The sequence below is a fragment of the Faecalibacterium sp. BIOML-A1 genome (assembly GCF_009679715.1).
GTDB lineage: Bacteria > Bacillota > Clostridia > Oscillospirales > Ruminococcaceae > Faecalibacterium > Faecalibacterium taiwanense.
This window is the reverse complement of record NZ_WKZJ01000016.1, coordinates 12,406-25,487: the sequence shown is the minus strand read 5'-3', so window position 1 is coordinate 25,487 and position 13,082 is coordinate 12,406. Positions and strand designations below refer to the sequence as shown.

Sequence of the window (13,082 nt, the reverse complement as noted above, 5' to 3'; positions counted from 1 at the left end):
GCCAAAGGAGGGAAACCGGATGGCACAGAAAAAGATCCCTTCCCGCCAGTGCATCGGCTGCATGACCAGCCGCCCCAAAAAGGAGCTGGTGCGTGTGGTGCGTGCACCCAGCGGAGAGATCAGCATTGATCTGGTCGGCAAAAAGCCGGGCCGCGGCGCGTATCTCTGCCCGAACCCCGACTGCCTGACCAAGGCAAAAAAGAAAAAGGCGCTGGAGCGCTGCTTTGAGCAGCCGGTTCCCGCCGAAGTTTACGAGGCTCTGGCCGCACAGCTGGCCGAAGCCGCAAAGGAGGCAGCAGCAAATGGCAAAGAAGAATAACACCCCCGCAAAGCCCAAGCTGCCGCCGGAGGAAGCGCTGTATCAGGCGCTGAGCCTGTGCCGCAAGGCGGGCGCACTGACCATGGGCTTTGATGCCGTGGAAGATGCCTGCGTCAAGAGCAAGGCATGGCTGGTGATGGTGGCAAGCGATGCCAGCGCCAAGACCGTGCAGCGCCTCGACTATTCTGTGGGCGATCTGGTGGATGTGATCACCATGCCGCTTACGCAGGATAAACTGGCCGATATCAGCCGCAAGCCTGTGGCTGTTTACGCGGTGACTGACCGCAACCTCGCAAAGCTCTGCTTTGACCGCCTGTCGGACTGCGGAGCAATCAAAAATGAGGAGGATATGACCGAATGATCGTAAAATATAAAGTGAGTGATTTTGCAAAGGACCTGAACCTTTCCGCCAAGAAGGTCCTGGATGAGCTGAACGCCATGGGCAGCACCGGCAAGAAGAACAGCTCCAATCTGGAAGAGAACGAGCTGAACTACCTGCTGGAAAAGTTCAGCAAGGATAACAGCGTGGCAAATCTGGACGAATTCCTGAACAGCGCCAAGGCCGCAAAGGAAGAGCCGAAGCCCACTGAGAAGAAGGCCGAGAAGAAGGCCGAGAAGAAGGCCGAGAAAAAGCCCGAAGCTCCCAAGGCGGAAAAGAAGCCGGAGCAGCCTGCCGCCAAAAAGGCAGAGCCTGCCCAGCAGGATAAGAACGGCAATAAGCATAACGAAAAGAAGAACGAGCAGCACAAGAAGCGCGAGGAAAAGACCGTTTCTCTCAGCGAACTGGCTCGTGAGACCGGTGCCAAGGCATCCGCTGCTCCGGCACAGGCTGTGTCCGTGCGCCGCGAGGACAATCAGGTCACCGTGGATACCCGCACTGTGGATATGAACGTGGACCGCTTCGATGCCCGTTACGATGATCTGGCTTCCACCAAGAACACCGAGAACCGCCGCAAGCCCACCCCGCAGGGCAACAAGCAAAAGTTCACCCAGCGCGGTCAGCGCCAGCGCCAGCAGTTCCAGAAGGGCAAGCGCGAGACCGAGTTCGAGCGTCTGCAGCGCATCCAGCTGGAAAAGGCCCGCAGCGCACAGCTGAAGGTGATGATCCCCGACGAGATCACCGTGGGCGAGCTGGCTGCCCGCCTGAAGCAGCAGGCCGGCAAGGTCATTGCCAAGTTCATGCAGATGGGCGAGATGCACGCCATCAACGATGTGATCGATTTTGATACCGCTTCTCTGCTGGCAGAGGAGTTCCACGCAAAGGTCGAGCACGAGGTGCATGTGACCATCGAGGAGCGCCTGTTCACGCAGGAAGAGGATTCGCAGGAGGATCTGGTGGAGCGTCCCCCGGTGGTCTGCGTTATGGGCCACGTTGACCACGGCAAGACCAGTATTCTGGATGCCATCCGCAAGACCAACGTTACCGCAGGCGAGGCCGGCGGCATCACGCAGGCCATCGGTGCATATCAGGTCAAGGTCAACGACAGCCTCATCACCTTCCTGGATACCCCGGGCCACGAGGCGTTCACCTCCATGCGTGCCCGCGGTGCCAACATGACCGATATCGCCGTTCTGGTGGTTGCTGCCGACGACGGCATCATGCCCCAGACCATCGAGTCCATCAACCACGCCAAGGCTGCAAATGTCAAGATTATCGTGGCAATGAACAAGATGGATAAGCCCACCGCAAACCCCGAGCGCGTGATGGAAGGCCTGACCAAGTACGGCATCATCACCGAGGACTGGGGCGGCGATGTGGCCTGCATCCCGGTGTCTGCCCTGACCGGCATGGGCATCAACGACCTGCTGGAGCGCATCGTTCTGGAAGCTGAGGTCATGGAGCTGAAGGCAAACCCCAACCGCCGCGCCAAGGGTGCGGTCGTCGAGGCCCGTCTGGACAAGGGCCAGGGCCCCATTGCCACCATTCTGGTGCAGAACGGCACCCTGCACTCCGGCGACGTCATCATTGCCGGTACCGCTGTGGGCCGCGTGCGCACCATGCGCAGCGACAAGGGCCAGCTTCTGAGTGATGCCGGCCCCTCTACCCCTGTGGAGATCACCGGCCTGACCGCTGTGCCGGAAGCAGGCGACCTGTTCGAGGCTGTTGAGGACGAGCGTCTGGCCCGTGAGCTGGCCGAACAGCGCGTTGCTGCCGCCAAGGAAAAGCAGTTCTCCTCCTTCCAGAAGGTCACGCTGGATAACCTGTTCAGCCAGATGGCTCAGAACGACATGAAGGAACTGGCCATCGTGGTCAAGGCCGATGTGCAGGGCTCTGCCGAGGCTGTGAAGCAGAGTCTGGAGAAGATCTCCAACGAAGAGGTGCGCGTGCGTGTCATCCATGCCGGTGTCGGTGCCATCAGCAAGTCCGACGTGGATCTGGCCGATGCCTCCAACGCCATCATCATCGGCTTCAACGTCCGCCCGGACAATGTGGCCAAGGAAGAAGCTGCTGCCACCAAGGTGGAAATGCGTATGTACCGCGTCATCTATGATGCCATCAACGATGTCACCGACGCTATGAAGGGCATGCTGGCTCCCAAGTTCCGCGAGGTGTCTCTGGGCGAGCTGCAGGTCCGTCAGGTGTACAAGATCTCCAATGTGGGCACCGTTGCAGGCTGCCGCGTGACCAGCGGCAAGATCACCCGCGACAGCAAGGTGCGCGTGGTGCGTGACGGCATCGTGATCACCGAGGACGAGATCGCATCCCTGAAGCGCTTCAAGGATGATGCCAAGGAAGTGGCCGAGGGCTACGAGTGCGGCGTTACTCTGGCAAAGTTTGCCGACGTTAAGGAAGGCGACGTGTACGAAGCCTTCAAGATGGAAGAGTACCGCGATTAAGATCTGAAATATCCCTCTCCGTCATTGCTGGCGCAATGCCACCTCCCCCGAGGTGGGAGGTTTGCAGAGAAACGGAACGTTTGCCGTATCCACGCAAAAAGCTCGTCCCTCGGGAGAGCTGCCGAGCGAAGCGAGGCTGAGAGGGTTTTCTTTTATAGGGAGAAATACTATGTCTCAGAAGAATATGGGCCGTCTGGCGCAGGATATGAAGCGCGAGATCATTGCCATCATCGGCAGGCTGAAGGACCCGCGTCTGGAGGGCGGCCTGCTCACCGTCACCCGTCTGGATGTGACCCCTGATCTGGATGTGGCCAAGGTGTATGTGAGCGTGATGGGCCGCGAGGACGGCCCAAAGCCCGCCATCGAGGCACTGAACCGCGCGGCAGGCCATGTGCGCACTGAAGTGAGCAAGAAAATGCACATCCGCAAGGCTCCCCGCTTCATCTTCGTAGAGGATGACGGTGCCGCCTATGCAGCCCACATCAACGAGCTGCTCCGCACGCTGAACGTGAACGGCGACGCTGACACCGAAGCCAGCGCACCGGAGGAGACCGAAGAATAATTCCGCCTGCGGAAAGGATGGATCATGGAATGACAGAACAGTTGAATGTGCAGCAGATGGCCCAGCGCCTGATGACGGCGGACAACATTTTGATTCTGTGTCACAAAAACCCGGATGGCGATACCATTGGCTGCGGCAGCGCGCTGTATTGTGCACTGAAAGCACTGGATAAAAATGTGGCAGTGCTTTGCTCCGATGCCATTCCCAACCGGTATGCGTTTACCAACGCACATATGTTCAAAGGTGAGTTTGAGCCGCAGACGGTGGTAGCGGTGGATGTCGCCAGCGTGCAGCTGTTTGGAGAAAACAACGGTATGACGCAGTTCTCGCGCCATGTGGACCTGTGCATCGACCACCACGCAGGCAACAGCGGCTATGCCGACTTCACCTTGCTGGATGGCAGCGCCGCAGCGGCGGCAGAGCTGCTGTACGAGGTGATCAACGCCATGGGCGTTGCCATTACGCCGCACATTGCAGACTGCCTTTACACCGGCCTTGCAACCGACACCGGCTGCTTCCGATTCTCTTCCACCACGGCAAACACCCACATCGTGGCGGCAAAGCTCATTGAGGCGGGCTGTCATGTGGAAGAGCTGAACACCCTGCTGTTCGATACCAAGCCCCGTGAGCGCATGGAGGCCGAGCGCATTGCCCGCAACCATCTGGAATACTATCTGGATGGCCGGTGCGCGCTCATCTACCTCACCCGGGACGAGATCGAGCAGAGCGGGGTGGACCCGGCCGATCTGGAAGAACTGACCAGCCTGCCTGTGAGCATTGAGGGCGTAAAGGTGGGCCTGACTCTGCGGCAGCAGCCCGGCGGCAGCTACCGCATCAGCGTGCGCACCGCAAAGGGCGTGGACGCCTGCGCCATCGCCCGGCGTCTGGGCGGAGGCGGTCACAGCCGCGCTGCAGGCTGTGAGCTGCTGGGCAATCTGGAAAACGCAAAAAATGCAATTCTGGCAGAGGTGGAAGCCGAGCTGGACGCACCGCAGGAGGAAGCATAAATGCAGGGCATCCTGATCGTTGACAAGCCCATGGACTGGACCAGCTTTGATGTGGTGGCAAAGCTGCGCGGCGTGCTGGGCACCCGCAAGCTGGGCCACAGCGGCACGCTGGACCCCATGGCCACCGGCGTGCTGCCGGTGTTCTGCGGCGGTGCCAGCAAGGCAGTGGACCTGCAGCTGAACCACAATAAAAGCTACCGTGCGGTTTTAAAACTGGGCGCGCGCACCGACACCGGCGATGTGACCGGCACTGTGCTGGAAACGGCTCCGGTCACGGCGGGCGAAGGGGAACTGCTGGCCGTGCTGCCGCAATTCATCGGCCCGCAGATGCAGGTGCCGCCCATGTACTCGGCCATCAAGCTGAACGGTCAGCCGCTGTATAAGCTGGCCCGTGAGGGCGTGACCGTGGAGCGCAAGGCACGCCCCATTGAAATTTACAGCATCACCTACGGCGGCAGCCCGGCCGAAAATGAGTATGTGCTGGATGTAACGTGCTCCAAGGGCACCTATATCCGCACATTGCTGGAAGACATTGCCGCCGCCATGGGCCAGAAGGGCACCATGAGCGCACTGCGCCGCACCTCGGCGGGCGTGTACACCGAAGCCGATGCCCACACGCTGGAGGAAATTCTTGCCGCAAAAGAGCAGGGCATGGACGCGCTGGAAGCGCTGATGCTGCCGGTGGAAAGCGTGTTTGAAAGCCTGCCGCTGCTGGTGGTGGAGCCTTGGGTGGAACAGCATTTGTACAACGGCTGTCCCACCAGCCGGTATCCGGCAGCAGATGGCCGCTACCGGGTGCGCAATGCCGCCGGACAGTTTTTGGGCCTTGCCAATATCGTACAGGGTGTGCTGCGGGTGGAAAAACTGTTCGTAGAACGTAATTGAAAAAGGAAACAAAACCCATGCAGATCATTTCACAATTTGCACCGCTGCCGCTGGCGCAGCCGGAAAAAGGCACCGCAGTGGCAATGGGCTTTTTTGACGGCATCCACATCGGCCACCGTGCGGTGATCGAAAGCGCCGTGCAGTGGGCCAAAGAACACGATGCCGCCCCGGCGGTGTTTACCTTCAAGCTGCCGGTGGTGAATAAGATGAAGGGCAAGCGCCTGCTTTCCACAGCGGATAAGCATGCTCTGATCGCAAGCCTTGGCGTGGAGTATTACCTCACGCCGGACTTTGAGGAGATCAAGGGCCTGACCCCGGAGCAGTTCGTGCTGGGCATCGTGCGGGACTGCAATGCCCGTGCGCTGGTCTGCGGCGAAAACTTTACCTTTGGTGCCAAAGCGGCCGGCAACCCGGAGCTGCTGCGCACCCTCTGCGCTCCGTTGGGCGTGGAGGTGATCGTGGTGCCCATGGCGCAGTTTGAGGAAAAGCCGGTGTCTTCCACCCGCATCCGCACCGCGCTGGAAGGCGGCGACATCCCGGCAGCAAACGCCATGCTGGGGATGCCCTACGCCATCCGGTTCGAGGTGCAGCACGGTGCAGGTCTGGGCCATACGCTGGGGGTGCCCACCATCAACCAGCTGTATCCCGAGGGCTTTCAACTGCCCCGCAGCGGCATCTATATCACCCGCACCCACATTGGCGGGGTGTGGTACCCTTCGGCCACCGGCCTTGGCAGCCGCCCTACCGTCAATGATGATGCCACCAAGGTGACCTGCGAGACCTTTATCCCGGGCTTTTCCGGCGACCTCTACGGCACCGACCCGGTGGTGGAGTTCCACGCCTACCTCAGCCCCAGCAAAAAGTTTGATACGCTGGACGAGCTGCGGGCCTGCATCAACAACGCTGCAAAGCGTGCACAGGAATATTTTGCATAAGAAAAAGACCTGTCCTTCCGGAGATCCCGGAAAGGCAGGTCTTTTTTTACTGCTTATTCGTAGTCGATGGGTAAAGTGGGCAGACCGTTCAGTTCAAGGCCCGCTGTGTGGCCTGCAATGTACTGGTAATACCCCTGCGCCGCGATCATAGCGCCGTTGTCACCGCAGAATTTCAGCTCCGGCAGATAAACTTTTGCACCCAGCTTCTGGGCACCGTCGTTCACCAGCTGGCGCAGCCGTCCGTTGGCGGCAACGCCGCCTGCCAGACACACCTGCTTTGCGCCGGTGTCCGCTGCGGCCAGCAGCAGCTTTTCGGCCAGAATGCCCGCAATGCGGTCCTGAAAGCTGGCGGCAAGGTCGGGCACATTGATTTCTTCGCCCTTCATCTGGGCCTTGTTCACCTCATTGAGCACGGCGGTTTTCAGGCCGGAAAAGCTCACGTTGTACTTGCCGTCCACATGGGGCACCGGCAGGCGATAGGCCTTGGGGTTGCCGGTCTTGGCGGCATTGGCCACGCTGGGGCCGCCGGGATAGGGCAGACCCAGCGTGCGGGCCACCTTGTCAAAGGCTTCACCGGCGGCATCGTCCACCGTGTGACCAAGGATGTGGTAATGGGTGTAGTCCTGCACCTCCACAATGTGGCTGTGGCCGCCGGATGCCACAAGGCAGAGGAAGGGCGGCTTCAGTTCCGGGTGGGTGAGGTACAGTGCGGCAATGTGTCCGCGCAGGTGGTGCACCGGCACCAAAGGCTTATTGGCCGAGTAGGCCAGACCCTTGGCAAAATTCACGCCCACCAGCACTGCACCGATGAGGCCCGGCGCAAAGGTGACGGCCACAGCATCCACATCGTCGATGGTCTTGCCTGCATCCAGCAGGGCTTTTTTGACCGTAGCGCTGATAAATTCGCAGTGGCGGCGGCTGGCGATCTCCGGCACAACGCCGCCGTAAAGAGCCTGTTCTTTTACGCTGGTGGAAATGACGTTGCTCAGCAGGTGCCGGCCGTCCTCCACCAGAGCTGCGGCGGTCTCGTCGCAGGTGGATTCAATTCCCAAAATAATCATGTTTTAGTGGGCCTCCAGCCAGTTTTTGCCTGCGTGCACATCGGTGCTCAGGGGCACGGCATACTGCACGCAGCCTTCCATTTCCTCCCGCAGGATCTGCGCAGCCTTTTCGGCTTCAGCCTGCGGTGCTTCCACGATCAGTTCATCGTGGACGGTCAGGATCAGGCGGCTTTCCATCTTTTCGTTCCGCAGCCGCTTCCATACCCGCACCATGGCCAGCTTGATCACGTCGGCCGCAGTGCCCTGAATGGGGGTGTTGCGGGCCATGCGTTCGCCGCTGGAACGCACATTGAAGTTGCTGCTTGCCAGCTCCGGCAGAGCACGGCGGCGGCCGAACAGGGTGGATACATAGCCCACGGCCTTGGCGTCCGCGATGGTCTTATCCATGTAGCCGCTCACCTTGGGGAACGCGGCCAGATAGTTCTTGAGGAAGGCATCTGCCTCCTTCACACTCACGCCGATATCCTTGGCAAGGCTGTAAGCGCCCTTGCCGTACATGATGCCAAAGTTGATGGCCTTGGCAGAAGAGCGCAGCCGGGAGGTGACTTCTTCCTGCGGGATGCCGTAAATTTTTGCGGCGGTGCTGCGGTGGATGTCCTCGCCGTTCAAAAACGCCTGCTGCATGTGCTCATCGCCGGTAATGTGGGCAAGGATGCGCAGCTCGATCTGGCTGTAGTCGGCATCCACCAGCACACAGCCCGGCTTTGCAATAAAGTAGGCGCGCAGCTGGCTGCCCAGCTCGGTGCGGATGGGGATGTTCTGCAGGTTGGGGTTATCGGAGGAAAGCCGTCCGGTGCGGGCCTCGGTCTGGTTGAAGGTGGAGTGGATGCGGCCATCCTCGCCAATCACCTTCAAAAGGCCCTCCACGTAGGTGGAGTTCAGCTTCTGGTAGGCGCGGTACTGCAGAATGTCCTCCACCAGCGGGTAATCCCGCAGGCTTTCCAGTGTTTCGGCATCCGTGGACCAGCCGCGCTGGGTCTTTTTGCCGTGGGGCAGGCCCATGGTGTCAAACAGCATTTCGCCCAACTGCTTGGGGCTGTTGGGGTTGAAGCTGGCGCTGCCGGTCTCCATGTGGATGCGGGTGAGCACCTGCTCCAGCTCAGTGCGCAGCTTTACGCCGAACTGCTCGATGCCGTCTTTGTCCACCAGCACACCGGTGCGGGTCATATCGGCCAGCACCTGTGCCAGCGGGAACTCGATCTCATTGTAAAGGCTGTCCTCTCCGCAGGCAGTGATCTCGGCCTTCATCTTGCAGAACAGGTCTGCAAGGCGGCCTGCATCCGGGTAATCGGCACAGGTAAAGGCAGCAGCGGCGCGGTAGCTGGCGGTCAGCTCGCTGATCTGATACTTGGAAGCAGAAGCGTCCAGCAGGTAGGCGGCAAGCTTGCCATCCCACACGATGCTGCTGCCCCAGCCGCCTGCGGCCATGGCCTTGGCATAGAGGGGCGCTGCATTGAACACTTCCAGCGTTACGTCTGCGTTGTCCAGCAGGCGCATAAGGTCGGCATTCTCCAGCGGGTAAACGGTGCAGTCCTGCACGGCGTACCAGCTCTCCGGCTGCAGCACCACGTTGCGGGTGCCCTGCTTGCCCATCACGGCCGGGCGCGATGCCACCAGATAGGTGCCGGAAGGAGCCAGCGGCAGGGCTTCCAGCTCTGCTTCAGCCAGCTCGATGCCGTCCTCTTCTTCCGGGGCGGCAGGTGCAATGCCGTCCAGTCCAAAGCGAGGGATCAGAGAGTGGATCTCCAATTCCTGCAAAAGGCGCACGGCCTCGGCTTTGTTGCCCTCGCCCACGGCATAGGTGCCCTCGGCCGTGTCGATGGGTGCATCGGTGCGGATGGTGCCAAGGGTGTGGCTCAGCTGGGCCATCTCGCGGCATTCCAGCAAATGTTCCCGCTGTTTGGGCTTGATGAGCTTATCGTCGATGTGCTCGTACACGCCTTCCAGCGTGCCAAAGTTCTGCACAAGGGTCAGGGCGGTCTTTTCACCAATGCCCTTCACGCCCGGAATATTATCCGAAGCATCGCCCATCAGGCTCTTCACCTCAATGAGCTGTCTGGGCTGGATGCCGTATTTTTCCTGAATGGCGTCCACGTCCATCGTCACCGTCTTGCTGCGTCCCATGACAGTGGCGGCAAGCAGCACAGTGGTGGTGTCACTGACCAGCTGCAGGCTGTCCCGGTCTCCCGTAGCAAGGAAGCAGTCGTCCTTTCGGGCGGCGCAGGCAGCGGCCAGCGTGCCAAGAATATCATCCGCTTCCCAGCCTTCGGCGGTGACGGTGCGGTAGCCGAGGTCTGCCAGAAGTTCCTTGAGCACCGGCATCTGCTGGGCCAGCTCTTCGGGCATGCCATGGCGGGTGGCCTTGTAGCCATCGTACATTTTGTGGCGGAAGGTGGGAGCCTTCAGGTCAAAGGCAACAGCCACCTCGTCGGGTTCGCACTCCTTAAGCAGGGAGAGCAGGATATTCAGAAAGCCATAGATGGCGTTGGTGTATCGTCCGTCCTTGGTGGTCAGCAGCTTGATGCCAAAAAAAGCACGGTTGGCAATGCTGTTGCCGTCAATGACCAGTAAACGCATAGTCGTGTTCCTCCATTGCATTATTACACATTCTGCATTATACCACAAAACCGTGCCCAGCGGGGGATTTTTGCGTAAAAAAGAGAGAAAGCCGCCAACATGGTTGACGGCCTTCCCTCTTACTCCTCGATGCGGATCGCGCTTACCGGGCAGGCGTTGGCTGCGTCCACAGCCTGCGGCACCTCCTCCGGTGGGATCGGCCCGGGCTGGGCCACGGCCAGCGTGCCTTCCATCTGGAACACGGCGGGGCAAAGCCCGGCGCACTGGGTGCAGCCAATGCACAGATCAGGGTCAACATATGCGTTCATAGAAAAACCTCCTTCTGATAATGCCCTGCGGGCAGTATGGCCCATCCGGCTGCGAATTATGCCTATGCAGAGGGCACAGGATGTGGTACAATAAAAATTCAGGAGGGTACAGACCATGAATATTCAGATCTTTGGCACAAGCAAATGCTTTGATACCAAAAAGGCCCAGCGCTATTTCAAGGAGCGCGGCATCAAGTTCCAGATGATCGACCTCAAGGAAAAAGAGATGAGCCGCGGCGAGTTCGAGAACGTGGCCCGCGCTCTTGGCGGCTGGGAAAAGCTGGTGGACCCCAATGCGAAGGACAAGCAGACCCTTGCACTTCTGGACGCACTGGTGGACTGGCAGAAGGAGGACAAGCTGTTTGAGAACCAGCAGCTGTTTTTAACGCCCATTGTACGCAATGGCCGCAAGGCCACCGTGGGCTACCAGCCCGATGTGTGGAAGACATGGGAATAAGGAATGCGCTTTTCACAAAAAAACCACGGGCATAGTTTTGCACAATGGGCCGGTATGTGGTATACTGGACACTGTAGCATTTGAGAACCCTGGGAGATAAAACAACTATGAAACATTATATTACCCCTGAAGAACATGCCCGGATGCAGCGCCGCCGCGGGCGGCAGGCACTGGGCCTTCTGGTTGCCATTCTGGTGATCGTGGGCTTTGTTACCGTGCTGCGGGCCGGTGTGGGCGCGGTGGCGAACCTGTTCGATGATACCGCCCAAAAGCAGGAATATGAAGATAAGCTGGAAGGGCTTGTGCTGTTTGACCCCATGCCATTTGACGGCATTGAGAACATCGACGACTTGACTCTGCGCGAAGCTGCGGTGTGGGGGTGCATCTACAGCATTCAGGAAACGCAGGGCGGCTTTGACAACTACAATACCGACCCCGACACCGAACAGCTGCTGCTGCCCTCGCTGGATGTGGATGCCTACCTTGCAAAGCTGCTTGGCCCCGGCTTCAAGCTGACCCACCGCAGCTTTGAGATGGAGGATATGACCATCGAGTTTGACGATGCCACCCAGTGCTATAAGATTCCGGTCACCGGCACGGTGGGCTACTACCGCGCAGTCGTGACCAAGCTGTTCAAGCGCAGCGGCAAGCTGCATGTGACCGTGGGCTATATCCCCACCACCAGCACGGACGACAGCATCATCAATGTTTCTTCGGATACGCCCACCAAGTACATGGATTATCTGTTCGAGCGCCAGAGCGGCAGCTGGTATCTCACCGGCCTGACCGAGAGCGAGACCAAGGCCGAGAGCACGGAAAGCACACCGGCCGCGAATGTGCCGGAACCCATGGCAGAAAGCGATGTGCAGGATGCCATTCTTGCAGCAGCCGGTTCAGATTCTGCTTCGGCTGAGGCAGACAGCACCGCTGCAGACGAGGGCGTGGATACACAGGCGGAGGAACAGCCCGCCGACAGCACCGAGGCACAGGCGGACGAAAGCACAGCCAGCCCGGCGGCATAATACAAAACAAAAATACCGGATACAAGGCAGATGCTTCGTATCCGGTATTTTTTATTTGAGGTCAAATTTTACGATCACCAGCCGGTACCACAGGTACGGCACCATGTTCCAGATCATCCACAGCTCCATCAGGATGTAGTTGGGCAGATCCTTCAGGCGGAAAGGCCGCTTGCCCAGCCTGCCGCTTTTCAGCAGGGCAAAGGCTTCGTGCATCCCCTTGTCCCATGCCTCGCCAAAGCCCTGTTTGTGGAACTTGTAGCACTTGAGCAGGTAGCCCACGGCCAGCGGGATGAAGTTTAAAATCAGCATCAGCAGCGGTTCGTTCTTGAGGGGCAGCAGGATGCTGTTGCGGCCGCTCTGCTGGCTTTTGAAGGCGTTGTACTTCACCGCGCCGGTGCTGGCACCGCAGATGTGGTAGCACTTGGCGGTGGGGCAGAGCAGGTTTTTATAGCCTGCATTGTTGGCGCGCCAGCTCAGGTCCACATCCTCAAAGTAGGCAAAGAAGTTCTCGTCAAAATTGCCGATCTCGTCCAGAATGCTCTTGCGGTAGAGCGCCGCACCGCCGCAGGCCGAGAAAATGCGCTTTTGTCGGGTGTAGCGGCTTGCGCGGCGGCCATCGCCGGTCTTGCAGGCAAAGCCCATCCAGGTGACATAATCGCCGGCATCGTCGGCCAGCTCCCGGTCAAAGTGTCGGATCATCAGGCTCTGCACTGCAAAGATTTTCGGGTCGGTCTCAGCGGTGCGGATCAGCTCTTCCAGCCACTGGGGTTCGGCAAAGGCATCGTTGTTGAACAGCACCACATATTCACTGTCCGCCAGCGCAATGCCCTGATTCACTGCATGGGAAAAGCCGGTATTGGTGCCGTTTTCGATGAGGGTGAAATTTTCGCGGCTGCAATAGCTGCGGGCCTGCTCCAGGCTTTCGTCGGTGGAACCGTTGTCCACCACAATGAGCCGGAAGTTCTGTTCGGTCTGGGCATAGACCGACTCGATAGAATCCTTCAGCCAGCCCTTGCCGTTGATATTCGGGATCACGATAGTCGCTTTATACATAAATACTCCTGTATTTCAGTGCAAGTTCACGGGAACAGTATAGCATATCTGCACACAA

At 59.3% G+C, this 13,082-nt stretch carries 13 protein-coding genes; 9 read left to right on the top strand and 4 right to left on the bottom strand.

The window, feature by feature from the left end; genetic code table 11:
- Positions 1-19 precede the first annotated feature (19 nt).
- From GKG36_RS13350 to ribF, 7 genes are all read left to right on the top strand, one after another.
- Positions 20-319 (top strand): YlxR family protein, encoded by a 300-nt coding sequence (locus tag GKG36_RS13350; protein WP_005945403.1) that lies wholly within the window; start codon positions 20-22, stop codon positions 317-319.
- Positions 303-680 carry a 50S ribosomal protein L7ae gene (locus GKG36_RS13345; RefSeq protein ID WP_097780834.1) on the top strand — a complete coding sequence of 126 codons (378 nt, stop codon included), beginning with the start codon at positions 303-305 and terminating at the stop codon, positions 678-680. Before GKG36_RS13350 ends, GKG36_RS13345 begins: the two co-directional genes overlap by 17 nt.
- Positions 677-3,157 carry a translation initiation factor IF-2 gene (gene infB / locus GKG36_RS13340; protein WP_154261161.1) on the top strand — a complete coding sequence of 827 codons (2,481 nt, stop codon included), beginning with the start codon at positions 677-679 and terminating at the stop codon, positions 3,155-3,157. Before GKG36_RS13345 ends, infB begins: the two co-directional genes overlap by 4 nt.
- A gap of 169 nt (positions 3,158-3,326) precedes the next feature.
- Positions 3,327-3,719, top strand: a complete 393-nt coding sequence (gene rbfA / locus GKG36_RS13335) for a 30S ribosome-binding factor RbfA (RefSeq protein WP_005945412.1) — start codon at positions 3,327-3,329, stop codon at positions 3,717-3,719.
- Positions 3,720-3,736: 17 nt separating this feature from the next.
- Positions 3,737-4,726 carry a bifunctional oligoribonuclease/PAP phosphatase NrnA gene (locus GKG36_RS13330; RefSeq protein WP_097773879.1) on the top strand — a complete coding sequence of 330 codons (990 nt, stop codon included), beginning with the start codon at positions 3,737-3,739 and terminating at the stop codon, positions 4,724-4,726.
- Positions 4,727-5,611, top strand: coding sequence for a tRNA pseudouridine(55) synthase TruB (gene truB / locus GKG36_RS13325; protein WP_097780832.1), 885 nt, complete (start codon positions 4,727-4,729; stop codon positions 5,609-5,611).
- 17 nt (positions 5,612-5,628) lie between these two features.
- A complete protein-coding gene (gene ribF, locus GKG36_RS13320; protein ID WP_154261159.1) occupies positions 5,629-6,546 on the top strand; it encodes a riboflavin biosynthesis protein RibF in 918 nt (305 codons plus the stop codon).
- 53 nt (positions 6,547-6,599) lie between these two features.
- Here ribF and tsaD read toward each other — a convergent pair whose 3' ends face one another.
- The 3 genes from tsaD to GKG36_RS14630 form a co-directional block, all read right to left on the bottom strand.
- Positions 6,600-7,607, bottom strand: coding sequence for a tRNA (adenosine(37)-N6)-threonylcarbamoyltransferase complex transferase subunit TsaD (tsaD, locus tag GKG36_RS13315; protein WP_005945426.1), 1,008 nt, complete (start codon positions 7,605-7,607; stop codon positions 6,600-6,602).
- Between the two features lie 3 nt (positions 7,608-7,610).
- On the bottom strand, positions 7,611-10,184 hold the full coding sequence (polA, locus tag GKG36_RS13310) for a DNA polymerase I (protein ID WP_154261157.1): 2,574 nt from the start codon (positions 10,182-10,184) through the stop codon (positions 7,611-7,613).
- 119 nt (positions 10,185-10,303) lie between these two features.
- On the bottom strand, positions 10,304-10,492 hold the full coding sequence (locus GKG36_RS14630) for a ferredoxin (protein ID WP_005945433.1): 189 nt from the start codon (positions 10,490-10,492) through the stop codon (positions 10,304-10,306).
- 115 nt (positions 10,493-10,607) lie between these two features.
- Here GKG36_RS14630 and GKG36_RS13300 point away from each other — a divergent pair, with 115 nt between their 5' ends.
- On the top strand, positions 10,608-10,949 hold the full coding sequence (locus GKG36_RS13300; protein WP_005945436.1) for an ArsC/Spx/MgsR family protein: 342 nt from the start codon (positions 10,608-10,610) through the stop codon (positions 10,947-10,949).
- Positions 10,950-11,056: 107 nt separating this feature from the next.
- A complete protein-coding gene (locus GKG36_RS13295) occupies positions 11,057-11,971 on the top strand; it encodes an Ice-structuring protein (RefSeq protein ID WP_154261155.1) in 915 nt (304 codons plus the stop codon).
- A gap of 51 nt (positions 11,972-12,022) precedes the next feature.
- Here GKG36_RS13295 and GKG36_RS13290 read toward each other — a convergent pair whose 3' ends face one another.
- A complete protein-coding gene (locus GKG36_RS13290; RefSeq protein WP_005945443.1) occupies positions 12,023-13,024 on the bottom strand; it encodes a glycosyltransferase family 2 protein in 1,002 nt (333 codons plus the stop codon).
- Positions 13,025-13,082 lie beyond the last annotated feature (58 nt).

Excerpts from the sequence above, each read along its gene's own strand:
- GKG36_RS13350 (WP_005945403.1), top strand. The coding sequence starts at position 20 with ATGGCACAGAAAAAGATCCCTTCCCGCCAGTGCATCGGCTGCATGACC.
- GKG36_RS13345 (WP_097780834.1), top strand. The coding sequence starts at position 303 with ATGGCAAAGAAGAATAACACCCCCGCAAAGCCCAAGCTGCCGCCGGAG.
- infB (WP_154261161.1), top strand. The coding sequence starts at position 677 with ATGATCGTAAAATATAAAGTGAGTGATTTTGCAAAGGACCTGAACCTT.
- rbfA (WP_005945412.1), top strand. The coding sequence starts at position 3,327 with ATGTCTCAGAAGAATATGGGCCGTCTGGCGCAGGATATGAAGCGCGAG.
- GKG36_RS13330 (WP_097773879.1), top strand. The coding sequence starts at position 3,737 with ATGGATCATGGAATGACAGAACAGTTGAATGTGCAGCAGATGGCCCAG.
- truB (WP_097780832.1), top strand. The coding sequence starts at position 4,727 with ATGCAGGGCATCCTGATCGTTGACAAGCCCATGGACTGGACCAGCTTT.
- ribF (WP_154261159.1), top strand. The coding sequence starts at position 5,629 with ATGCAGATCATTTCACAATTTGCACCGCTGCCGCTGGCGCAGCCGGAA.
- tsaD (WP_005945426.1), bottom strand. The coding sequence starts at position 7,607 with ATGATTATTTTGGGAATTGAATCCACCTGCGACGAGACCGCCGCAGCT.
- polA (WP_154261157.1), bottom strand. The coding sequence starts at position 10,184 with ATGCGTTTACTGGTCATTGACGGCAACAGCATTGCCAACCGTGCTTTT.
- GKG36_RS14630 (WP_005945433.1), bottom strand. The coding sequence starts at position 10,492 with ATGAACGCATATGTTGACCCTGATCTGTGCATTGGCTGCACCCAGTGC.
- GKG36_RS13300 (WP_005945436.1), top strand. The coding sequence starts at position 10,608 with ATGAATATTCAGATCTTTGGCACAAGCAAATGCTTTGATACCAAAAAG.
- GKG36_RS13295 (WP_154261155.1), top strand. The coding sequence starts at position 11,057 with ATGAAACATTATATTACCCCTGAAGAACATGCCCGGATGCAGCGCCGC.
- GKG36_RS13290 (WP_005945443.1), bottom strand. The coding sequence starts at position 13,024 with ATGTATAAAGCGACTATCGTGATCCCGAATATCAACGGCAAGGGCTGG.